General features: G+C 38.4%; 20 protein-coding genes and 1 riboswitch. Of the genes, 9 read left to right on the top strand and 11 right to left on the bottom strand.

Translation table 11 applies throughout. From position 1 onward, the window contains the following. Positions 1–129 precede the first annotated feature (129 nt). Positions 130–216: riboswitch (cyclic di-GMP riboswitch) on the bottom strand. Positions 217–319: 103 nt separating this feature from the next. Together QSJ81_RS16490 and QSJ81_RS16485 are read right to left on the bottom strand one after the other, a co-directional pair. Then, a complete protein-coding gene (locus QSJ81_RS16490) occupies positions 320–622 on the bottom strand; it encodes a DUF6506 family protein (protein ID WP_285718450.1) in 303 nt (100 codons plus the stop codon). Between the two features lie 93 nt (positions 623–715). Beyond that, positions 716–1,525 (bottom strand): helix-turn-helix transcriptional regulator, encoded by an 810-nt coding sequence (locus QSJ81_RS16485; protein WP_285718449.1) that lies wholly within the window; start codon positions 1,523–1,525, stop codon positions 716–718. Between the two features lie 703 nt (positions 1,526–2,228). Between QSJ81_RS16485 and QSJ81_RS16480 the strand changes: the two genes are divergently transcribed. Beyond that, positions 2,229–2,384 carry a hypothetical protein gene (locus tag QSJ81_RS16480; RefSeq protein ID WP_285718448.1) on the top strand — a complete coding sequence of 52 codons (156 nt, stop codon included), beginning with the start codon at positions 2,229–2,231 and terminating at the stop codon, positions 2,382–2,384. A gap of 173 nt (positions 2,385–2,557) precedes the next feature. On the opposite strand, the gene QSJ81_RS16475 is transcribed toward QSJ81_RS16480, so the two are convergent. Continuing rightward, on the bottom strand, positions 2,558–4,027 hold the full coding sequence (locus tag QSJ81_RS16475; RefSeq protein ID WP_285718447.1) for a protein adenylyltransferase SelO: 1,470 nt from the start codon (positions 4,025–4,027) through the stop codon (positions 2,558–2,560). Positions 4,028–5,108: 1,081 nt separating this feature from the next. Here QSJ81_RS16475 and QSJ81_RS16470 point away from each other — a divergent pair. Next, a complete protein-coding gene (locus QSJ81_RS16470) occupies positions 5,109–5,600 on the top strand; it encodes a hypothetical protein (RefSeq protein ID WP_285718446.1) in 492 nt (163 codons plus the stop codon). Positions 5,601–6,021: 421 nt separating this feature from the next. Continuing rightward, positions 6,022–6,168, top strand: coding sequence for a hypothetical protein (locus QSJ81_RS16465; RefSeq protein WP_285718445.1), 147 nt, complete (start codon positions 6,022–6,024; stop codon positions 6,166–6,168). Between the two features lie 55 nt (positions 6,169–6,223). Here the strand turns inward: QSJ81_RS16465 and QSJ81_RS16460 are convergent, their stop codons facing one another. Next, positions 6,224–7,663: a sodium:solute symporter family protein gene (locus tag QSJ81_RS16460; protein WP_285718444.1), complete on the bottom strand. Its 1,440-nt coding sequence runs from the start codon at positions 7,661–7,663 to the stop codon at positions 6,224–6,226. A 558-nt stretch (positions 7,664–8,221) separates the two neighbouring features. Next, positions 8,222–8,398 carry a hypothetical protein gene (locus QSJ81_RS16455; RefSeq protein ID WP_285718443.1) on the bottom strand — a complete coding sequence of 59 codons (177 nt, stop codon included), beginning with the start codon at positions 8,396–8,398 and terminating at the stop codon, positions 8,222–8,224. A 284-nt stretch (positions 8,399–8,682) separates the two neighbouring features. On the opposite strand from QSJ81_RS16455, the gene QSJ81_RS16450 reads away from it, so the two are divergent. Continuing rightward, positions 8,683–9,579 (top strand): MYG1 family protein, encoded by an 897-nt coding sequence (locus QSJ81_RS16450; RefSeq protein ID WP_285718442.1) that lies wholly within the window; start codon positions 8,683–8,685, stop codon positions 9,577–9,579. 428 nt (positions 9,580–10,007) lie between these two features. Here the strand turns inward: QSJ81_RS16450 and QSJ81_RS16445 are convergent, their stop codons facing one another. Next, positions 10,008–10,190, bottom strand: a complete 183-nt coding sequence (locus QSJ81_RS16445; protein WP_285718441.1) for a hypothetical protein — start codon at positions 10,188–10,190, stop codon at positions 10,008–10,010. Between the two features lie 578 nt (positions 10,191–10,768). On the opposite strand from QSJ81_RS16445, the gene QSJ81_RS16440 reads away from it, so the two are divergent. Next, entirely contained in the window at positions 10,769–12,241 is a 1,473-nt protein-coding gene (locus tag QSJ81_RS16440) for a SufS family cysteine desulfurase (RefSeq protein ID WP_285718440.1), read from the top strand. 21 nt (positions 12,242–12,262) lie between these two features. After that, the gene (locus QSJ81_RS16435; RefSeq protein ID WP_285718439.1) at positions 12,263–13,693 is read left to right on the top strand and encodes a family 2B encapsulin nanocompartment shell protein; all 1,431 of its coding nucleotides are present in this window, start codon (positions 12,263–12,265) and stop codon (positions 13,691–13,693) included. A gap of 480 nt (positions 13,694–14,173) precedes the next feature. Here the strand turns inward: QSJ81_RS16435 and dcuC are convergent, their stop codons facing one another. Both dcuC and QSJ81_RS16425 read right to left on the bottom strand, forming a co-directional pair. Continuing rightward, positions 14,174–15,445, bottom strand: a complete 1,272-nt coding sequence (gene dcuC / locus QSJ81_RS16430; protein ID WP_285718438.1) for a C4-dicarboxylate transporter DcuC — start codon at positions 15,443–15,445, stop codon at positions 14,174–14,176. A gap of 189 nt (positions 15,446–15,634) precedes the next feature. Continuing rightward, positions 15,635–17,974, bottom strand: a complete 2,340-nt coding sequence (locus QSJ81_RS16425) for a hydratase (protein ID WP_285718437.1) — start codon at positions 17,972–17,974, stop codon at positions 15,635–15,637. Between the two features lie 409 nt (positions 17,975–18,383). On the opposite strand from QSJ81_RS16425, the gene QSJ81_RS16420 reads away from it, so the two are divergent. Next, on the top strand, positions 18,384–19,334 hold the full coding sequence (locus QSJ81_RS16420) for a LysR family transcriptional regulator (RefSeq protein WP_285718436.1): 951 nt from the start codon (positions 18,384–18,386) through the stop codon (positions 19,332–19,334). 231 nt (positions 19,335–19,565) lie between these two features. Here the strand turns inward: QSJ81_RS16420 and QSJ81_RS16415 are convergent, their stop codons facing one another. The 3 genes from QSJ81_RS16415 to QSJ81_RS16405 form a co-directional block, all read right to left on the bottom strand. Beyond that, positions 19,566–19,829, bottom strand: coding sequence for a GlsB/YeaQ/YmgE family stress response membrane protein (locus QSJ81_RS16415; protein WP_285718435.1), 264 nt, complete (start codon positions 19,827–19,829; stop codon positions 19,566–19,568). A 145-nt stretch (positions 19,830–19,974) separates the two neighbouring features. Next, positions 19,975–20,247 carry a hypothetical protein gene (locus QSJ81_RS16410; RefSeq protein ID WP_285718434.1) on the bottom strand — a complete coding sequence of 91 codons (273 nt, stop codon included), beginning with the start codon at positions 20,245–20,247 and terminating at the stop codon, positions 19,975–19,977. A gap of 721 nt (positions 20,248–20,968) precedes the next feature. Further along, positions 20,969–21,043, bottom strand: coding sequence for a putative holin-like toxin (locus tag QSJ81_RS16405; RefSeq protein ID WP_256380546.1), 75 nt, complete (start codon positions 21,041–21,043; stop codon positions 20,969–20,971). Positions 21,044–21,343: 300 nt separating this feature from the next. Between QSJ81_RS16405 and QSJ81_RS16400 the strand changes: the two genes are divergently transcribed. After that, positions 21,344–21,997 carry a cysteine hydrolase family protein gene (locus QSJ81_RS16400; RefSeq protein WP_285718433.1) on the top strand — a complete coding sequence of 218 codons (654 nt, stop codon included), beginning with the start codon at positions 21,344–21,346 and terminating at the stop codon, positions 21,995–21,997. 398 nt (positions 21,998–22,395) lie between these two features. Then, positions 22,396–22,518 (top strand): hypothetical protein, encoded by a 123-nt coding sequence (locus tag QSJ81_RS16395; protein ID WP_285718432.1) that lies wholly within the window; start codon positions 22,396–22,398, stop codon positions 22,516–22,518. Positions 22,519–22,950: the final 432 nt, after the last annotated feature.

Below are 22,950 nucleotides of genomic sequence, written 5' to 3'. Positions count from 1 at the left end.
TTGTCCCATTACATACGTTTCATTCACCTGAAAGCTTGCTACAGTACTTATACAGGTTAATTCCTTTTGATGAAAACTGGCAACAAACATCAATTTTTACACAAAAAAATTGCCAGGTTGCATTTCAAGAAATGCAACCTGGCAATCATAGACTTAATCGTCCTTAGACCCATAGCTTTGCGTCCCTTCTTTTCAGAAGGTTTGCCATTTATATACTTTTAATTGATTTTCGCTCAATATTGTTAAATTCCTGCAGGATTATGTTATATTCTTGAAATTTAAGATACATAATATATAACTTATATAGTCGGTTAAATCACTAAAATAGATCATCACCGCTTTTAAATTCAAAACCTGGGTGATTATCAAATCTTACTACACCAACTATTGCTTTTCCTTTTACTGCTGCTTTAATCTTCGCAACTCCCTCAATTCCGAAACCTGCACAGAGTTCAATAGCTTCGATACCTTGTTCAACCATTCTTCTAGCGACTAGCTCACCTTCCTGATAATTTTCCACACCTACAACATGTAATTGTACAACCGGAGCATTAATAATTGCATTATGAATTTTCTCATCATTCTCCGGAGCAATAAATATAAATGCCGCTTTTAAACTCAAAATAGTTCCTCCTAATAAAAAAAATGGCGAGCACAAGATGCAAAACCTTCATTGGGATACGCGACCCTAAACTCACTCGTTCCTAATACTATATCAATCAAACAATTTTCTATTGTAAAAATGCGACATAAAGTTTTCCTCGTGTAAAAATAAAGATGGATATTCTCCTACATACGTCTTAAACTCTTTAATAAAATGGGATTGATCATAATATCCGTGTTCCAGTGCACTCGTTAGATAATCTGTTTCTTTGTTAAGTAGTAAATGCTTTAATACCGTTTCAAAACGACAATTTCGTTGAAAAGTTTTCGGACTAACACCAACTGCTTCCCTAAATTTTCTTTGAAGTTGCCTATCACTAATAAATAATTCACTACTTATTTCTTTCAGTACTACATCACTGCAGCCATAAAACACCTTTTTTACCGCTGCATCTAACCATGAATTTGGACGACGATACATTTCGAGGAACCTCATAAGAAAATATTCGATTATAATAATCCTTTCCTGGAGACTTTTTGCATCTAGTACCCGTTGTCCAAATTCTTGCCCTTTTTTTCCCCATATTTCATTAATATCAATAAAGCGGTCTATTAAATCATTACCTGATTCTCTAGAAAAGTGGCGAAAAGCACCTGCACGAAACCTCACAGAAATAAAACCGCTATACCTTGCTGGATTTATATGATAACACCCATAACGCGGAGATATAATATGACAATTAGGCGCTACAAAAATTTCATTCTTCTGATTTCTACCAGCGAATGGTTCATAATAATGAAACATTAATTCAGTTCCTGTACCGGGCATAATTTGAGGTAAATTCGGTTCATTCTCCCACAACCAATAACGACTAACATATGGTTGTAAGTGTCGATTTGGTTTCAAATTGCATAATTTCATACTCAGCCTCTTATCTCATGCATGACAAGCTGCACTTATATCATACTTTCTATTCCATATTCGTCCTCTTCTTTATTACACTTTAATTCACCTTCTATTTTCCAAAGAAATACATTATTAATTTCCATTTTCTTTTAAATATTCAATTAGAATAAATGTAAATACTTTACATTTATTCTAATTGTTGGTATAGTTAAACTCTATTTTATTTTTAGAGGAGATTTTTATAATGGATTTAACGACTGCCTGTACTTTATTATCCAATGCTTCGCATTATTTTCCTTGGGTTGTACTAATTATAATTACCTATGAATTAATAATAGTTGATTAATCAACTTTAAGTCGGGCTTCTAACTACTTGAAACTAAAAACACTACAAGGTTCACAAAAGCCTTGCAGTGCCTGTAGTTGCGATGCTTTTAAGCACGATCCGAATGTTTTAGCCAAAAGATACATATAACAGCTATTACAATTAAAATAACTCCTACTTCAAGCACATCAGGCCCATCGAACCACATTTCTCCCCCTCCAATTATGTATGTTTTTGAACAGTCTTACTATATACATACTTTATTTATCATTTTTTATAACACAATCTTCAAAATAAAAAACACCGCCCTACCAATTAAGGTACGACGTATATCCAATACCAATTGCATAGCTCAATCACTATGCGTAAATAATATGGTCAGGAGGTGATCACATGACACAAGAACAAGCTAGTAACTCGCAGCAAGCCAGTAACTCGCAACAAGCCAATAACTCGCAACAACAACGATCAACCAAAGACAAACAACAGGATATAAAAAATGCTGCCTATATTGCTAGTATAGATCAGCCCAATCACCCAAATACCTAAAGTAAAAAACGGTAACTACTATAATATGTTTTATAGCGGCCTCCAGGGACGTTTTAAAAGCAGTGCCGCTTTTAAAACGTAAAAGGGCCACTACCAGTCGTAATGACCAGTAGTGGCTTTTTTTGAATTCCGCCATGGTACTCTCTCTCTACCATCTTCCCTTTACTTCTGCGTCAGGTACCGCAAAAAGTTCGGTAAGGATGGGTTGATAGCGCTGGCAGTGTAGAGTACTCAGCCTGTTCGGGGGAATATGCGTAAGGGCTTGCCAGAACATCAAGAAGCCGCTCCATTACACTGTAGTCTCCTTGCACCGCGGCTTCTAGCGCGGCTTCTACTCGGTGATTGCGAGGGATTATTGCTGGATTGCTGTTTTGCATCAACTGATGCGAGGAGGATTCTACTTCCTGCTGTCTGCCTAGCCTCGCCTGCCATAACTCATGCCATTGAGCAAACTCTGTGGTGCCAAACAGTTCCATATCAGGCCGCGTATCAAAAGTTAATGCGCGGAAGGTATTGGTATAGTCCGCACCATACTTCTTCATCATACCGAGAAGGTCTTCAATAAGATTTTTATCCTGTTCTTCTTCATTAAATATTCCCAGTTTGGCTCTCATTCCCGCAAGCCAATTAGATTGATACAACTCAGTAAAATCTGAAATTGCATCCTGGGCTAACTTGACAGCCTGCTCCTGATTGTCATGCAACAATGGCAATAAGGTTTCAGCAAATCGCGCGAGATTCCATGCAGCAATATGCGGCTGATTGCCATAAGCATAGCGACCTTGTATATCAATAGAACTGAATACCGTTGCTGGTTCATAGATATCCATGAAGGCACAAGGACCATAATCTATAGTTTCGCCACTAAGGGTCATGTTGTCCGTATTCATCACCCCGTGAATAAAGCCAACCAGTTGCCATTTGGCAATCAATACGGCCTGCCGCTTGATCACTTCTTGAAGCAAAGACAAATAGCGGTTCGGAGCAATGTCAACGTTTGAAAAATGTCGTTGTAATGTATAATCAGCTAGGATCCGGAGCTCCTCAATAGTGCCCCAGTTTGAAGCATACTGAAAGGTGCCAACGCGCAGATGACTAGCAGCCACACGGGTTAGAATTGCACCTGGCTGATAGGTTTCGCGGATTAAAGTCTCACCTGTTGTCACCACCGCTAGGCTGCGGGTAGTAGGAATACCAAGACCATGCATTGCTTCGCTGATGATGTATTCACGCAGCATTGGACCAAGTGCCGCTCGACCGTCGCCTCGGCGGGAATATGGCGTTCTTCCTGAGCCCTTGAGCTGAATATCAACCCGCTGACCTTGAGGATTAATCTGCTCGCCAAGCAGCAGAGCCCGCCCATCCCCTAACAAAGCAAAATTTCCGAATTGATGACCTGCATAAGCTTGAGCCAGAGGCGAAGCACCTTCTGGAATCTGGTTACCAGCAAATACCGCTATGCCATCTTCACTTTGCAGCGCCTCGGTATTCAACCCTAGTGACGCAGCTAACGGATAATTGAAAATAACCAATTGCGGTGAACGTACAGCGGTTGGGGCTAATCTAGTAAAAAACATATCCGGCAAACAGGCATAACTGCTATCTAAGTTCCATCCAGTATCTGATATTGTTTTTCTCTCCATCGTCGTATCTCCTTCGCCTTTTTTCTTTGTATATCTTAGCTAAAATCATAACGATTCTACGACTTTTCGTTATCTACTTTATTTATCTACGAGAGGCAGCCTTTTTTAGTGTCTACTTCTACTATTTCTATTATACCAGTTTCACATGTTAGTGAACTAAACTACCTCACCAAATTCTATTTTTCATGGAATTTTAACTAGAAATAGCCACTGTTAATTCTTTCATCCAATGGCTTACTTAAAACTATATTAAATTAATTATTAAGGTACATTGTATTCACCTTCTGCATTTAACTACATACAATATATGAGTAAAGATAAAGGAGGAATACTTATGGGTTTAGGCTTTGGAGGCGGTCGCAACGGCTTTGGCGGTTCCGGCTGTATTATTATTATTATTATTATCCTCTTATTCTTATGTTGTGGCGGTGAAGACTCTTTCTCTAGTTGCTAATTGTTCTAGATTAATCACTAAATCCCCAACCTCTTGCAACCACGCTTTACCAAAGCGTGGTTTGTTTTTTGCATAAAAAAAGCGTCCTATAGGACGCTAAAACCTTAAATTCTCACTGAAATTTTAGAACCTAATTCCTTACATATTTCTTTATTTAATACTTCTTTAGAAATTTCCTTCGGTTTCCTATTTGGTAAATATATATTTTGATAGGGTTGCTTTCTCAATTCAGTTTTATAAATAGGCGTTATTCGAGTTACTGGAGAAGTCATTCATCCACATCCATTTCATCCTTTTTATATTTTACATATATTGGATAAAATGTAATTATTTCCTTTGTTCAAATTAATACAAATTGTAACAATAAAAACCGCCTACATTTGTAAGCGGTTTCTATCATTTAATATGCATCATTACCTAGAATTAAATTAAAAGTTACTAATTGCTTCTATTGTTCCATTTAGGTCATTGTTATACGCCCGCCTTCATTATCAAGGTCACTCAAACTTAAGAAATAGCAAACATTTACCGATATATTGGTGGAATGTGGAAAATCCCTTAGCGAAAGGGGAACGTATTTACTTTAATAAAATCTTTCTGCAACGTGCCGAAATAGGGGGGCTTCATTTGAAACGTATATTATTATTTGTTATATTGTTTATTGTATTTATGACAAATTGCACCTTTGCGTCCGAGGGAAGTGTGTATGAGGATCGATTCCACAATACATTTCGCATCACATTGCCCAACGACTGGCAAATCAGCAACTTTCATGGAACTTTATTTGGGGCAACTTCACCCAGTAGTTCCACGATTAAAGTTTATATTTCTCTTGGATATACTGAAATAGAACCTAGTGAGGAAGAGATAGACAGATTTGCAAACTTTCTTATTGAAAACGCAGGTAAGTTAGAAGCTAAGCACATCATAATGGTTGACAACCGCAAAGCCATACGCTTTATAACTGTTGATAATAATAAATCGGTATATAAAGTTAGCTACCTTTTCTACAAAAAAGGGGTTATTGTTAGGGTAGAGGGTGACGGTAACCTCAGCCAACTAGATGAAGATCAGAAAAGCTTTGATCAGATTATGTCCACCTTTGAGTTTCTATTTTAACTATTTTCTAGTTTATTATGAAACAGTGATCTGCTGCAGCAAATCACTTTCTAATATTTTTTATCCTCCTTCCTCCTTTATGTATACAACTCTTATTTATCGGGGATAATTATGTTGACGCATACTCACGTCGTTGACACATCTCTCCCATTCTTCTCTCAGCTCTCTTCTAGAGAGCCTTTTTTCATGCCTTTTTAGATAAGGCAGACTCTTGTTTCTTAGTCTTATTCGTGATGCCGGCATTAGTCTTCCTAGTTATGTCTTTGGTGTGATCAATTCACTGCGCATTATTAACGTCGATGACTTGCCTCATCTAGCACAAATCATTCAGTTCACCTCTTATGTTAAATACGCATATCTTAAATAAAGAGCACTGCTCAATTATACTGATCCAAATTTCACCTCGAAAGGGGGTGACATTATGATTATTGATTTTGATGAGGAAAAGTTTAAAAATGAAATTAGAAGCATAGCCAAAAATTTTGGAGCATCATCGAGTGATTCTAAAAAAGTAGCTTCAATGGCTTTATCCGTTGTAATAAAATCAAGCAGACCCGTAAATCAATAAATTCTATTTCGAAATCAGCAAGTAAATTCAAATTTGCTTGCTGGTTTTTTCTGATTTAATCCCAAATTTTATTTTCTTTCGTATACTTTCTTTTAATGTCCTCAGAAATAGCCGGAGGAGCAGGAGGCCGTCCCATATTCTGCTCAATCCAGGTAGTTACTGCAAAAGCTACTGAGCCAGCTAGAGAACCTGCTATAATCGCCATAATGCCATATGGTTCCTTAAGATATTGCCAGTATGCACCAACAACACTACCAACTATTATAGAAGCAAGTCCAGCATTCTTTGTGGCTCTTTCCCAAATAAGCCCTAGAATAAAGGCAGCAAATGGCCCTGCTGAACGCATCGTAAAAGCAAACACCAGCATTGGAATAATTGTCTGAGACATAAGAGATAAGCCAATTCCAATAATTCCTGATATTAATACTGTTAATCTCGTAATTTTCATAATTTCTTTGTCACTTAGTTTTGAATTAAAGTACTGTTGCCAAATATCTTTTGTAAATACTGTTGCTGCGCCAAGAAAATCTCCCGAAGCCGAAGACAAGGTTGCCGACATTACTGCGGCCAATACAATACCAGCAACCCAAGGTGGTGTCAACTCTACAGCTACTGTTGCTAACGCATTATTCGCATTAATATTCGGAAATGTTACCAATGCAATAAGTCCTAAAATCGCTGGAACAAACGAATATAATACCATTAAAAAACCACACATTACTGAACCAACTACCGCTGTCTTCTCATCCTTTGCGGAAAAATAGCGTTGTACCGCTTCTTGTCCTGTAGAAAAAGTCATATAGTACATTACAGTCAAACCAACGATCGTTTGCCAACCTACTTTTGTAAAACTAAGCTGTTCTGGTGGTAAATTCGCAACAACATAAGACCACCCTCCTACACTATCAAGAGCAAAGGGAATTGCAAATGCAAAACCAAACATAATAAAGAAAAATTGAACAAAATCAGTTAAAGTGACAGACCACATTCCACCTACCATCGTATAAAAAGTTACAATTGCTCCTGAAACTAAAATAGCTAAATTTAAGTCCGTGACTAATAATACACTTAATATCGTGGCAGTCGCCGTAATTTGTACACCACCCAATGTCACCAAAGAGACAACAGAGAGAATGCTAGAAATTAAATAAGCATTTTTACCAAAGCGACGACCTATAATTTCAGATACTGTAGTAGCCATAGCCCTTCGAAGATAAGGTGCAATAAAAGATACAAGCAGGATGCTAATACCTGCTGTTATAACATACCACCCTGCAGATAACCCCCAATTCCCATAAGCCTTCGCAGCAACACCAATGGTGCTACCTCCGCCAATTTCAGTTGCTGCTAGTGTTCCTGCAAACATAATCGGACCGAGACGCCGTCCAGCTAATAAGTAATCTTCTGCTCCCTTAACCTGTTTACGCCCAGCATAAATCCCAATGCCAACCATCGATAACATATAAACTATAATAATAGCCCATATATACCCCATTCAACTCCCCCCTCATATAGATATTTAAACCCTGTTTCATACAATACATCTTATTATGAGGGTACTTTATTCTATGCCCGCATTGCATCTTATTCTTGCTATTTTTCGATACGAAAAAAGAAGTTACCCATTAAATAATACGAACATCAATATATGGTTAAAGAATAAAAAAAATACTACAGGGCTTACTAGGCCGTGTAGTGTGCATATTTATATATAATAAGTTAGGCGGATGCCATTGCATTCTATTGCATATTTGCTAAAATCATTACGATACAATGTCCGCTTTATTTTCTCACTTTCCATTTAAATAAAAAACACCATCTTACCAAAGTAAGACGGGATTAATTGCACAAAAAATATCCTGTCGTAGGAGTGCGTTTCTTATATATGGTTTCAAAACTTCTGACATATATCAATGGATTCGCTATTCATAAAACCATGTTTTTTGTATAAATTCGCCCCGCCTTGCAAATTGCCTTACGATAAACGCACCTATTTTCTTTAACCTTGTCATAATTATCTCTCCTAAAGTTAGTTCTTTCAAACCCTCAATTACTAGGAAATAGACGTAGGATCTACATAAATTCCTATAGAAGCTCCATACCATATTATAGCTGTGAAAGCTATCATGGATAAAACATAACCACCAATTATAACTATATCACTAACCAAGGTATTACTTTCTTTATCTGTTGGTTCACAATATCCATTATGATAATATGTATTTGCCATTATAATCATTCCCTTCCATTAACTACTAGTCTATCATTAATATACACCATTTTACAATAACTGTAAATTTAAAAGTTTATTTCGTCAAAAAACACTATTATGGGAATTATAAATATTCAAAATAAAAACACTACAAGGCTCACAACGTCTAAAAACTATGTCAAATCACTATTAGAAAACTTACTTAAATTCATGTTATTGAATAAGATTTTCCTAAACAATGCTATACTATATTTATAATATAAATATGAATGATAATAAATAGTTCGAATAGGAAAGGGTAAATGATGATTAATGAAAAGAATATTAAAACTTTAGGAACACACAGCGGAAAATTCCATGCAGACGATGTTATGGCTACCGCTATACTTCGGTTACTGCTAGGGGATATAAAGGTAACAAGAACAAGAGACGAAAACATACTAAAAGAAATAGATCTGGTTTATGATATATCCTTGGGAGAATTCGACCATCACCAAATAAATAAAGAAATAAGAGAAAATAATATTCCGTATGCCTCTTGTGGCCTAATCTGGAGAGAATTTGGTTCAAGAGTAATACAAAAGTTTAATTCTCAATTAGAAGAAAATGATATAAGTTCAATTTTTGATTATGTTGATAAAACTTTAGTCCAGGGAATTGACGCTACAGATAATGGCATAGATATAAAATCAGAAATTAAAGTAACTTCAATAAGTGATATTATCCAAAGTTTTAATCCTACGTGGGATTCAAATGATTCCAAAGATGAGGCATTTGAAGAAGCTGTTCACTATGCTACTGAGGTTTTAAAAAGAATAATAAGTAAACAAGTTTCTGTTATAAAAGCAAGGACCATAGTAAATGAGGCCTTTCAAAATAGAACGATTAAGGAAATAATGGTCTTAGAAAACGGATGCCCCTGGCTCCAACAATTACTTAAAATAGATATAAATAATGAGGTATTGTTCGTTATTTCTCCAGATGATAATAATACCGATTATAAGATTCAGACTGTAAAGAAAACTGTTGATACTTTCGAAGCAAGAAAAGATCTATTAGAATCTATTAAAGGCAAATCAAGTGAAGAAATAAATTCCATAGTTAAAATAGATGATGCCATATTTTGCCACAAAGCAGGTTTTATCGCATCGACTAAAAGCATGGAAAGCGCTTTAAAAATAGCAAAGTTATCAATCTGAACAAGTAGTCATAAAATAAGGCCAAAGACAAGTAAATGTCTCTGGCCTATTTTATATTTGGTTATAGCTCAGTTGATTAAAGCGCTTCAACTAGCTTTTTTCTGTTTTTAAGAACCTTTTTATTAACTAAATATTAAAAGTACTCACCTCCTGCATTTTACTAACATACAATGTGTTATAAATAAAAGGGGGGAATACTTATGGGCTTCGGTGGTTTCGGAGGCGGTCGTAATGGTTTCGGTGGTTCCAGTTGTATTATTATTATAATTATCCTCTTGTTATTATTCTGCGGCTGCGATGACTCTTCCTCTAGTTGTTAAGTTTTATAAACTAATCCACTAAATCCCCAACCTCTTGCCAACCACGCTTCGCCAAAGCGTGGTTTATCTCTTTTTCATAAGAAAAGCACCCTCGAAGGATGCTTAGCCTCATATATTGGGGAAATCGTCAATTTTACCCATATTCCGTAATTGTTCCATTGCCTCCTTTCTTGTTGTACCAATTGTTTTACCTTGTTTTGTTTTTAAATTTAAGAAAAGAAATCTATCATCGGATATAACAATTGCTGCAGTTCCATCCTTACTAAATATTTTAGTGGTAGTTTCTATCACAACCACCCCCCCTTCGTATTTTTCCGAAAATTCAAAATATACTTCCATCTTATTCAATAAAAGACAATATTATCCTCTAATTTTAAAAATATATGCAATTACAGGTGGTTTTTTGGACTTTTATCTCTGCCACCCCAGATACTACTTCTCAATACTCCCCTTCTGGTCTTAGCTCTCTTTTTAGAGGGCCTTTTAACCACCCAATCACCTTTACTTACCATTGATCATATTATGTATAGTAGATGTTTCTATAGGTAAATTAGGGCTACCCTATTTAAAACGTTTTCATCTCTATTACTAGCCAGGCTTATGCCTGGCCTTTTGGTTTATAATCTTCCAAAACACCAACTTTTCCATTCCAATAGGCAAGCCCTTTAAGAAGATTTAGTTTTACAATCTCAACAATAAAACAAATGAGAAGATGCGACAATTTGTACAAAATTGCCACATCTTCTCATTTGTTTGCACAATTTGGTTCTATACTACAATCGCCCGAATATTATTTATGCAGATACTTATTTGCTTCATTTGCAGCACACTACAAATACCAGCATTCAGTCAACAGAGGGGGGGTATTTATGACGAAAGAGGATGGCCTAGTATCAGCGAAAAATCACTGGAACTGGAGCCCGATTGACCAACTAGCCAAGCAAAGCTGTATGCAAACTGCTTTTCCCACGCAGTGCATCAATTCCCACCAATTAACACAGCCGAACTTTCTAACAGAAATCCGCAATTCATTGGCATCATCCTCCTTACCCGATTCACAAGCAAGTTTTGATGAAACTGGAAGTTACTATTTTTTGACCCCAAGTTCGGCCCCATCGACACTTACTAGTCAGGAAATAGACGTTGAGGCTATCCGCAGAGATTTTCCGGCACTTCACCAACAAGTAAACGGTCGACCGCTAATTTGGTTGGACAATGCTGCCACAACCCAAAAACCGCAAAGCGTTATAACCGCTGTTGCTCAGTTTTACTCCCAAGATAACTCAAATGTACATCGCGGCGCCCATGCACTAGCCAAACGAGCTACTGACGCTTATGAAGGGGCTCGAAAAAAAGTTATGAATCTGATCGGCGCGAGTTCCCCAGATGAAATTGTATTCGTGCGCGGTGCTACGGAAGCCATCAATCTCGTAGCCCAAAGTTACGGACGAAGGATCGTTGGTCCGGGTGATGAAATTATCGTCAGTATATTGGACCATCATGCCAACATTGTGCCTTGGCAATTATTGTGCGAGGAAAAAGACGCCATATTACGGGTAATTCCCGTAAATGAACACGCCGAACTTATTATAGAGGAATATGAAAAACTGCTCAGTCCTAAAACTCGTTTGATTGCCATCCCCCACGTTTCCAACTCCCTAGGAACAGTCATACCCATCAAAACCATCATTGATATGGCCCATGACCACAACATCCCAGTACTGGTCGATGGAGCGCAAGGTCTGCCCCATTTCCAAACTAATGTTCAGGATTTGGGGGTTGATTTCTATGCCTTTTCCGGACATAAACTGTTCGGTCCGACAGGAATTGGTGTGTTATATGGAAAAAAAGACCTACTGGAAGAAATGCCACCTTGGCAAGGCGGTGGCAATATGATTAAAGACGTTACCTTTGAGAATACCACGTTCAACTCCCTCCCTAACAAATTTGAAGCGGGAACCGGTCATATCTCAGGAGCAGTCGGTTTAGGGGCTGCTATAGACTACCTCACCAATCTGGGATTTAGTAAAATCGAAAGGTATGAAAAAAATCTATTGTCCTATGCCACAGAAGCCTTAGGCAACATCCCTAAACTACGCCTCGTAGGCACATCAGACCATAAAGCCGGTATCTTGTCTTTTGTCGTGCCAGGTTTTCCCTCCGAAAAAATCGCCGAATTTCTAGACAACCAAGGTATCGCGTTACGTGTTGGACATCACTGCGCCCAGCCCTCGCTGCGTAGCTTTGGTTTAGAAAGCACAATAAGACCCTCAATCGCCTTTTATAATACGTTTGCGGAAATCGAAAAATTGGTTTGGGCCATCCGAAAATCCATTCAATAGAATAGTAAGGAGGCTAAATAAATGAGTAGCGATTTAATGAATTATCAGGAAAGCCTAAGTACCCAAGTGGCCAGAAATTTGGCTACCACTACGAAATCACTTCCTATGATGGAGGAAATTACCCCACGATGGATTCTTCAATTCCTGCCTTGGGTTCAAGTTAATTCCGGAACCTACCGAGCCAATCGAATAAAAGTTTTGTTTAAAGAAGAAGGCAAAGTTCATGTTACGAAAAATACTGATCAATTCAGTGTAGCAGCTGATCAGCTGCGAAAAATACCCTTACTTTCTAACATTTCAAATGAGGAAATGGACCAACTGGCAAATAAATTTATTCTAGAACAATATGAGCGGCATCAAGAAATCATTCATGAAGGGACAGCAAGTACTAAACTCTTTATTATTGCCAATGGAACTGTCGAAGCAACTACAGTAGGAGACCGTGGACAAAAGTTACAGCTAGCCATCTTATCTACTGGCGATTTCTTTGGTGAATTTGCTTTGTTGGATACCAAGCCCTGTACCGCAACCATCACAGCCTTATCCAACTGTTCTGTTCTGACACTGGAACAAGCCGAATTCGAAGCCCTTGTTCGTCAAAAACCAGAACTTAGCAAACGACTGGAAGATAATGCACAGCTTAAAGCTGAATGGAACTCCAAAGTCAACGAACATGGCGAACACAAGATTAGTATCCAGGCTGGGCACAAAGGTGAATGTATACTACCAGAAACCTTCGTCGATTATATCGAAGAACCCAGAGAATATCCCCTTAGCATCATACAAACAGTTTTAAAAATACATACCCGTGTTACCGATCTTTACAACGATCCCATTGATCAGTTAAAAGAGCAAGTACGGCTGACCGTGGAAGCCATGAAAGAGCAACAAGAATGGGAACTTATCAATAATAAAGACTTCGGTCTGCTTCATTCGGTAGCACCATCTATGCGCCTACAGCCCCGCTATGGTCCTCCTACTCCTGATGATATGGATGAATTGCTCTCAAGAGTTTGGAAAAAGCCCGCCCTGTTTCTAGCTCATCCAAAAGCCATTGCTGCCTTCGGGCGTGAATGTACGAAACGTGGCGTCCCGCCTGCTACCGTAACGCTCCATGGTTCTCCTTTCATGACTTGGCGTGGTGTACCTATCGTGCCCTGCAATAAGCTAATGGTAAATGGCAAAGCAAAAAGCGGGTGCTATGTAGGAACAACCAGCATACTTTTAATGCGCCTGGGCGAGCAAGAACAAGGGGTCGTCGGACTGCACCAATTAGGAATCCCTGATGAAATACTGCCGAGTCTGTCGTTGCGTACGATGGGAATTGACAACAAGGCCCTTACCTCCTATCTACTTACCCTGTATTTCTCAACTGCTGTCCTAACCGATGAAGCCCTCGCCAGCCTAGACAATGTAGAAGTCGGTTTTTACCATAACTACGCCACATACTAATGATATTATCCACTGGTTAATAAGAAATCATTTTTTTAGGTATCCGCTAGGTTAATGAAAGTGATGTGGGCTATTGGCTATATGTCAGTAGCTCTTTATTGTATAATCATCTCTCTTATTTAAATAGCAACAGCCACCGGTCTATGTTTCAACCGGTGGCTACTTAAATAACTATATTAATTGATTATCATCGACTAATTACTCGCCTCCTGCATTTAACTATCATACATTGTATTAGTAATTATAAAGGAGGCATACATATGAGCTTTGGTTGTTTCCCCCGCAATAGATTTTTCGGTAGTTTCGGCTGGGTTATTATCCTCTTATTATTATTCTATTTTGATGAGGACTCATCCTCTTGTTGTTAATTTAACATTCGCTAAACTCCGACTTCTTGCCAGCCACGCTTCACCAAAGCGTGGTTTATTTTTTGCTTAATTGTTCTTTTCATTTTCATCTCATAACGTATGTTGCCTATCTCTACCGGTATAACAACAAGATTAGGGTAGCGATACAAGCTAGGATCATACCAGGAGCATTGCGTTTAGCAACTTCCATAGGTGAAACACCAGCCAAGGTTGCACAAATAATCAAGCCACCAGCAACTGGTGACATGGTTCGTCCAAGGGCACCACCAATTGCAGCCATACTTCCCATGTCCATAGACGTTAAACCAAACTTAACAGCCTCAGGAGTGACCGCCTTATTAAATGCAACTGCTGCCGCATCACCAGAACCACTCATGACTCCTAATAGAAATGGACCGACTGCTGAGCTTATTTTAGCAATAGAAGGATTAGAAATCATGAGACTAATTAACGCCTGAATCAGACCAACTGAGCTCAAGCCCCCCACGAAAACCAAGGCACAAATAATGATCCCAAATACATGGCCAAAAGAATCCCCTACACCTTTCCAAAATTCTTTAGAAATTTTCTGAGGGCTGACCCTTGTCACAATGAAAGCGCAAAATACACCTATAATCATAGCGTGAGAAATTTGCAATTGCTTCAAAGCTGGAATCACATTCATGCTTCCCAACACTAGCAGGAGGATAGGAAGAAGGGGAATAAAAGCGCGCACTAGACTAACTTTAAAAGTGCCTGTCGTATCTTCTACCATTTTTTCTACAGGCAGTTCGTAACCTTTATTCTCTTTTCGTAGGTAGGCGACTACAAGCAAACTAAAAGCACCAATCACTCCAGCAGTAAGTAGTGCTGGAAAATGGTTGGCGACAACAGCTACTGGCGTAGATTTTGCCACATCAACAATAATCGCGACCTGTGCATAACCTGGGTTAAATATGGCCCCATATGTTCCCGCATATATAGACGCGGCAGCAATGGCTGGATGAATGCCTGCAGCCAACAATAGAGGAATCAATATTCCGCCCACAGCGGCTGAACAACCTGCAGAACTCGTAATTGACGTATTAATAAATAGGGTCACTAACGTAGTTGCTGGAATCAATAGTGGTCCAGCTTTTTTTAAAGGCTTAATCAATAAATTAATAAGATGTTTATCACACTCGGTTAATTTCATAACAAAAGCAAAACCCATAACTGATATAATAGCTTCAAATAATTTGCTTTCTAGCATGGCGTGGGAAAAAGCTTTAAATGGGCCCATAACGTCACCACCCATAAGGGCGAGTATAACACCTGAGCAGAATAGAACCAGACGTGTCTCATACTGCTTAACTAAGCAATACACTGTAATAAAAACAACAATAATACTCAGTATAATTAACATATTCAACCTCCAATATTTTATGTTTCATTACAAGCACCCTAATATGTTATTCTCAAGCTTCCCTCCTCAATGAGTTGCAACTCGATTGTTCTAAATATTCCAAACAATAAATTCAAAAAAAATTTAACAGTCTTACCGTTAAAAGACATGGCTGAGGATGGCTAGCCATCCTCTACCACCAATCATCTTTTATTTGGCATAATAATTAATTAAACATCCAGCCAAAATAATATCTCTATCATCTTTCGAAAGATTTTCAAGTTTCAACTCAACGGCAACTTTGCCACTAACATTAATAATGTAAGCTTTCACTCTTTCGTCACCATTCTTTATTGCCTGACGAATCTTGGGAATGTATAGTAAATCCTCCACAGTGAATTTAAATTTATCAGCTTCATCAATTGTGAAAGGTACCACTCCCCAATTGATCAAATTACTACGATATCTTTTTGTAGCATACTCGATTGCAATATTAGCATCTCCACCCAGAACCTTTTGACAGGAAGCAGCCTGTTCACGGGCCGAACCATCACCAGGCTTGATTGCAAAGACAAGACTTCCTAGTCCAGTTTTACTGATTAACTCTTGTACCTCTTCTGGGGTCATATGCCCATTTTCTAAAATAGGAAAGAATAGTTCATCCATTCCCTCTAGAACTTTACCCGCAGCTAGCAACTTCTGGCGTTGTAACTCAACTGCCTGAATTGCCTTAGCCCTGCCCACATAAGCTGGATCTTTACGAGACAAGGCAAACTCAGCAAGTCTCATCGGATTAGATCGGTAGGATGAAGTTTCACCAGAAGGTATGAGTTCATCAGTCGTAGTAACTGGATCATGAATGACTGTAGCTACTTTAAGTAACAAGTTTTCTGTCAGTGGACGCATTTTAGGCCATGGAATAATACCAGGTCCAAACACTAAATCCTCTTCAGAACATGGAGTACCAAATCCTTGATATACTCGGTTTTTGTATATTTCTTGGTTGAATTTATATGCTGGTGTCGGTGACAGCAACGTTGCAACATCAGTGGCTGCCGTTAATATACCATCATTCAAGGCAGTAGCCGCAATGGAACGAGCATCCATCAATGCTACAGAAGACAACTGACCATTATCTGGTTTAGAGCCTTCACGATTTATGAAATTACGCGTGGTGTGACGAATGCTAAGGGCATTATTAGACGGAACATCACCAGCACCAAAACAAGGTCCACAGAAAGCAGATCGGATGCTAGCACCTGCTATTGTTAACTTTTCAATAGAACGATTACTCATGAGCTCCAAAAACACTGGTTGGCTAGATGGATAAACACTTAAAGGGAAATCTCCAAGGGATTTTTCTCCAAGGATTTGGGCTACAGCCACAATGTTTTCATAAGTTCCACCAGCACAACCAGCCACAACAGCTTGATCTACTTTCAATCGACCGTTTACTAACTTATCTGTTAATTGGAATTTAATGTTGGGATTATTAATTAGCTTGCGACCTTCTTCTTCCACCTGCTTTAAAATAGCAAGTGAATTTTGATTGAACTCAGCAATAGTCCATGCATTGCTAGGATGGAAAGGTAGCGCAATCATCGGCTGAATGCGGCCTAGATCTACTTTTATTAAACCGTCATAGTAAGCCACTGATTTAGGGTCTAATTTGCTATACGCTTCAGGACGAGCATGAACCTCAAAATATTCTTTTACCTTTTCATCTGTGCTCCAGATTGAAGTTAAACAAGTAGTTTCAGTAGTCATAACATCAATTCCATTACGGTAATCTACCGTAAGATTGCTAATGCCAGGCCCTACAAACTCCATGACCTTATTTTTAACAAAGCCGTTTTTAAAGACGGCCTTAATGATAGCAAGGGCAATATCCTGAGGTCCGACACCTGGCACTGGAGAACCTTCAAGATATACCGCAACCACATCAGGATAAGCAATATCATAAGTACGTTTTACCAGTTGCTTGGCAAGTTCCCCGCCGCCTTCACCAATTGCCATCGTTCCCAATGCACCATAGCGAGTATGACTATCAGAACCGAGGATCATTTTACCGCAGCCGGCCATCATTTCTCTCATGTATTGATGAATAACCGCTTGATGTGCGGGAACAAAAATCCCCCCATACTTCCGAGCCGCAGATAAACCAAAAACATGGTCATCTTCATTGATTGTTCCACCAACAGCACATAGACTGTTATGACAATTTGTCAAAACGTAGGGCACTGGAAACTCCTTCATACCACTAGCAGAAGCTGTCTGGATAATACCAACATAGGTAATATCATGGGAGGCCAAGGCATCAAACTTTATTCTCAAATTCTGTTTATCAGCGATCGTATTATGAGCGCTAAGAATTTGATGGGCCATTGTGCCAGCACGAGCTTGTTCACGACTAATACTGGATTCTGCTAGCAGCTCAAGTCCCTCATAAGCCAAGCGATTATTAACCTCTTGTGGTCTTAGCGTATCAGCATCTTCTAAAATTACCTGTCCCTGCAAAAGATAAACACCTTTATTTAATAGTTCAACCATACAAATCACCCTTCTTTCATTAATTGTTTTTTATATTACTTTTACAATCACTATTAATGGTATACGGTATACCAAGTTGTAATAAAAAATTTTTACAAACTTATGCAAGCTTGTAATGTTGCATCATATTCGTCAATGGCATTCTTACGCCTGAGAACATGGCCATGAACAAAATTCTTCAATAATATATGTATTGTGAAAATTCTTGTTTTTTTATATTTCAAATTATATAATGAGGACTGGGTATAATCAAATACTTATTATTTTATATCTCATATAGTTTTTTTCTATATCGATAGATTTGCTAACAAGCTAGCTGCCAATAGCGGTAAATAGAGAGCTGTAGTCCTGGAAATTGTGAAAATAAAAGTATTTCTCTAAATAAAATAGAAGAGGTAGATGAGCTACTATGACAGAGCGTGAATTATTATATGTGAAAACAATTGCAGACGAACAAAGTATTTCCAAAGCAGCCAAAAAGCTATTTTTGAGCCAGCCTTCTCTCAGCCATTGTATCCAAAAGATTGAAACCAACCTCGGCACCAAGTTGTTTAAGCGTACAAACACCGGTCTACTTCTGACCTTTGCGGGAGAAAGATATTATCAAATTGCTACTGATATCATGAAGATCTATAGTGATTTTGAAATCGAGGTCAGCGATATAAATAATTTGAAAAAGGGCAGAATTACAGTCGGTATTACCGTTTATCTTGCTACACATATATTGCCGGTTATTTTGCCTGCATTTAAGCAACAATGTTCCAATATAGAAGTATTTCTTGTTGAAAGAAATTCTACAGAATTAGACAAGGCATTATCCTCGGGAGAGATTGACTTTGCTATCATGCATACCTTACCGATTTGCGAGCAATCTAATAGTCAAAATATAAATATTTATCCTCTATCTAAAGACCCACTTCTTCTGGCAACAAAAAAAGATCACCCTTTGCGTCAACACGCTGTCAATGTTAAAGAATTAGAGTATCCGAAAATAGACCTCCCTTTGTTTGCCAATGAACCATTTGTCATGTTACACAAAGAACAAAAGATCAGGCAGCTTTCTGATTTGATTTTACAAAAAGCCAATATCAATCCAACAATTTCATTAACCACTAAAAGCTACGAGACCGCAAGACGGCTAGCTTGCGAGGGCATTGGCGTAGCCTTCGTCCCTCTTCAATATTTAAAGATATTTCCTGGTGACTATCATCCTGACTACTACTACATCGATGAAAAATATTCACCTTACTGGACAATGTGTGTGGCAGTCCAAAAAAATGCCTACGTTTCTAAAGCCGCGCAACTTTTTATCAAAATGGTGAGTGAAAAGTTCAGTTCAACTATTTATGATTTTATGTAAATTTCTAGAACCTTTACATGTTTTCTAAACAAAACCTATTAGCCAATATGTTACTAGAACCATAATTCCCTCAAAGGAATCAGGGCTCATTCAGGAAGAAAGCACTTCAGGAACAATTCCAGAAGTGCTTTCTTCTACTATTTTACTTTTCTTAACCCTATAGAGAATAAATCAAAAATACTTGTGAAACGACAAATAGCTAATTAAGAGCAAGGTGGCTACATGTAAACTTCATTCTTTCTTATGTACCGGCGGCTCTGATTCACGAAACATACGTATGGCCCATAGAAATATAATCGCTCCTATAATACTTGAAAGTATCGATTCTATTGTGCCATATACAAAGACATCCGTAATATTAAATAAAAATCCGCCAATAAAAGAACCTATAACTGCCATCCCTAAGTCTCCCCATATACCACCTAAACTATCACTGCGTGAAATCATGCCAGCTAAGCCGCCCAATATAATTCCGACTACTAAAATCCAAAGCATTGCTATATCGCCTCCTAATAATAGTGTTACCATTAAAATAATTTTAATTGGGAGTAAAATAAAAAACCACTGCGAGCCATATTTTAAGGCCCAACTAGCAGTAAGCTAGTTGGGCCTTTTTTGCGGAAAAGACTTCCGATAGGAATTATAGCCTTTTCTTGGGTTTGATTCCTTGCTCTAATAATTCCTTATCTAGTCTTGCATAGGTAATGTCTCTATACTCTTTGAATGAAACGCCGTGAACTATTTCAGTGACGTTGCCAACCAGCAAAAGACTATATATAGCAACTTCCTTTTGCCTCTTGACCATCACATATTCTTTCTCATCTAAATCTGTAATCAATTTAAGTGAAATATCAGTGTTCTCTGTTTCCGCCCCCATAATTGTGTCTTTCGTTGTTCTGTAGGTTCTATACATCTACAGTATCCTCATTTTTCCACAAACCGAATCTTGTCCCTCGTAAATGGAGATGTCGCCCATCCATGGTGGCGAGGAGTAGTCCCCGCCACACACCGGTGCGGTACGTTTACCTATTCTTTTACCTTGTACTGATACCAATTTATATCCCCCCATCTTCATCCTGTAGGAGGTTTCTTCTATCCGAAAATCAGGATAGAAGAAACCAGCATACAGTTTGTTTCAGGGGAAATTAAAAGAGCGCATGCGAGGTTATTCAACCTACACATGCGCTTTGCTTCGTCTTGATTGCATGCAGACGCTAAGCCTCTGCTAAGACCCACAAATTTACTATTCCGAACGTACCTTCCCTTGTTTTCAAGGAAAGATCACGGTATAATAAATTGTCGTCGTAGACAGCTAGCTGTTACGTGTAGGTGCCGAGTACACCTGCTCGTGCCTGGGAGTGTTCCACCACTCTCAGGACACGGCGACTTTTTTAATTTCCACCTATTACTAATTATAGTACTTCTGGGTATAATTGCAAGTACATGAACCATAAAAATGATTTTCTCTACCCATTATTTTTGCCTATTGGTTGCATATTTTTTTCCAAATGAGTATACTATAATAAAAGGACTGACGTGCTCGATACACGCCAGCCCCTACAAGTTGCCTAACCGGAAACGGTTAGCCCAGTCCTTGGGTATGTGAAATAACCGCGAACTTTAGAGAGGGGCGGTTATTTCTTTTTTATGATTAAAACAATAAGTGTTGCAAATGCTATCATAAGATACATCGCCTCAAATATTGTCATCATACCACCCCCTTTCAAAAGGGTGTGGCTAACCGTCCCCCAACAACCTGTATATTTATTATACCATATTATTACATTTACTAAGAAGTAAATTCTGTCGGCGGTAACGTTTTATTTAGCACATTGAACATGCAATGAAACAGATGCTAATTTCTTTTACATAAATAATGATCTGTTATTTTTTCATTACCATTAAATTACCTAATAGCAATTTGGAAGCAGCATCATGACTGGTGCTGTCTTTTTCAGTTCTGATGCATAATATATAGTAAAGTATCGGAGTGTCTTAGGAGGATTAATATGAGATATTATTGTCCTAAATGTGATGAATGGTGTGAATACGATAGTCATAATTATAGTGACTACTGGTTTCAATCGGACAACCAGGCGGGAGTAGAGGACCAAACAATCATTGATGAATGGGAAACCATTCCTACTCCCCCTCCACCTGAGCTGAAACCAGTTGTGATTACCCCGAAAACTAGTGCCCTACTAATTTTGGATATGGAGACCTCTATATGCAATAATCCCCGTTGTCTAGCCTCCATCTCTAAGATTAATGATCTATTGACAATAGTCCGCAGGGAAGGCATGCTGGTTGTCTATAGCCTAACCCATACAGGATACCCCGCGGATATTATAAGGCAAATAGCCCCTACACCAGATGATCCTATTGTGAGGTCAAACGTTGATAAGTTTTACAAGACCAACTTAAATAAGATATTACAAGAGAATGGTGTTAAAACTGTTATTATTACTGGCTATGCCGCTAACGGCGCAGTTCTTCATACAGCCACTAGTGCTAGTTTCCGAGGCTACAATGTTATTATTCCAGTTGACGGCATGTCCGCTCGCGATCCGTTTGCCGAACAGTATACTGCATGGCATATGCTTAACAGTCCGGGAACACGAAATCGGGCGACACTAACCAAAGTAAGTCTAATAGACTTTTAACACGATTAAAAAATCCCTAATTACCAAATTCATTTATCGGGTAGCACTACAATAGGCATATATATCTACTTCAGTAGGAAGGCAAGCAACAAGGTTATATGAGTCAATGGACTGTTCTGAGGGCCGTCAACAACCCCCTTCCTCTGACCTCTTTGTATGGCATAATCGCAATGACGAGTTTCATGCAAAACCAACTAACTTCCATAGCTGGCGTATGAAACGCCCGCTTTTTGCTGTGTTTTTATGACATCTTCTTTTTGAGTTATTTTTAATCGGTCTGTGTTATCCGATGGTGCTTAAAATAATTATATTAAATTAATATCACTGTCTACATTGTATTCACCTCCTGCAGTTAGCTATCATATAATGCAGTGAGTAGATAAAAAGGAGGAATACTTATGGGATTCGGTTTTGGAAGCGGCGGTCGCAATGGATTTGGCGGTTCCAGCTGTATTATCATAATTATCATCATCATCTTGTTATTTTGCTGTTGCGGTGAAGACTCTTTCTCTAGTTGCTAATTTTTAAATTAAACCACCAATTTCCAATTTCTTGCAACCACGCTTCGCCTGGCGTGGTTTTTTTTTGTATAGAAGAAGCGCCCCGAAGGACGCCCATAAACCTACCAGCAGTGATCATGTTTACAGCCACACTTACAGCACTCGCAACAATTATCAAAGCAGTGATGGCATACAGGACATTCACGACATTCTATATCACATTCGAAATGACATTTTGGGCACCTACGACAACACTTTAAACACTTTTTTTGAAGATGACAGCAATCCCGGTCAGAATCAGCACTCATTTTTTTATCAACCCTCCTTATTATCTTTATTACATAATATGTTGCTTTGATAAAAAATGTCCCTCGGTGGAGTAAAAGAAAAAGAGCCCAAAGGCTCAAGGATAATTTATATAATAAAGTAACTCCACATAAGAAAGGAAATACA

This window comes from Pelosinus sp. IPA-1, assembly GCF_030269905.1.
Classification (GTDB): Bacteria; Bacillota; Negativicutes; order DSM-13327; family DSM-13327; genus Pelosinus.
The sequence above is the reverse complement of the archived record's forward strand: the minus strand, read 5'-3'. Positions and strand labels throughout refer to the sequence as shown.

What these genes read in the sequence shown, in the direction of transcription:
- QSJ81_RS16485 (WP_285718449.1), bottom strand. Translation starts at nt 1,525, where the DNA reads ATGAAATTATGCAATTTGAAACCAAATCGACACTTACAACCATATGTT.
- QSJ81_RS16480 (WP_285718448.1), top strand. Translation starts at nt 2,229, where the DNA reads ATGACACAAGAACAAGCTAGTAACTCGCAGCAAGCCAGTAACTCGCAA.
- QSJ81_RS16475 (WP_285718447.1), bottom strand. Translation starts at nt 4,027, where the DNA reads ATGGAGAGAAAAACAATATCAGATACTGGATGGAACTTAGATAGCAGT.
- QSJ81_RS16465 (WP_285718445.1), top strand. Translation starts at nt 6,022, where the DNA reads ATGATTATTGATTTTGATGAGGAAAAGTTTAAAAATGAAATTAGAAGC.
- QSJ81_RS16460 (WP_285718444.1), bottom strand. Translation starts at nt 7,663, where the DNA reads ATGGGGTATATATGGGCTATTATTATAGTTTATATGTTATCGATGGTT.
- QSJ81_RS16455 (WP_285718443.1), bottom strand. Translation starts at nt 8,398, where the DNA reads ATGGCAAATACATATTATCATAATGGATATTGTGAACCAACAGATAAA.
- QSJ81_RS16450 (WP_285718442.1), top strand. Translation starts at nt 8,683, where the DNA reads ATGATGATTAATGAAAAGAATATTAAAACTTTAGGAACACACAGCGGA.
- QSJ81_RS16440 (WP_285718440.1), top strand. Translation starts at nt 10,769, where the DNA reads ATGACGAAAGAGGATGGCCTAGTATCAGCGAAAAATCACTGGAACTGG.
- QSJ81_RS16435 (WP_285718439.1), top strand. Translation starts at nt 12,263, where the DNA reads ATGAGTAGCGATTTAATGAATTATCAGGAAAGCCTAAGTACCCAAGTG.
- dcuC (WP_285718438.1), bottom strand. Translation starts at nt 15,445, where the DNA reads ATGTTAATTATACTGAGTATTATTGTTGTTTTTATTACAGTGTATTGC.
- QSJ81_RS16425 (WP_285718437.1), bottom strand. Translation starts at nt 17,974, where the DNA reads ATGGTTGAACTATTAAATAAAGGTGTTTATCTTTTGCAGGGACAGGTA.
- QSJ81_RS16420 (WP_285718436.1), top strand. Translation starts at nt 18,384, where the DNA reads ATGACAGAGCGTGAATTATTATATGTGAAAACAATTGCAGACGAACAA.
- QSJ81_RS16415 (WP_285718435.1), bottom strand. Translation starts at nt 19,829, where the DNA reads ATGCTTTGGATTTTAGTAGTCGGAATTATATTGGGCGGCTTAGCTGGC.
- QSJ81_RS16410 (WP_285718434.1), bottom strand. Translation starts at nt 20,247, where the DNA reads ATGTATAGAACCTACAGAACAACGAAAGACACAATTATGGGGGCGGAA.
- QSJ81_RS16400 (WP_285718433.1), top strand. Translation starts at nt 21,344, where the DNA reads ATGAGATATTATTGTCCTAAATGTGATGAATGGTGTGAATACGATAGT.
- QSJ81_RS16395 (WP_285718432.1), top strand. Translation starts at nt 22,396, where the DNA reads ATGGGATTCGGTTTTGGAAGCGGCGGTCGCAATGGATTTGGCGGTTCC.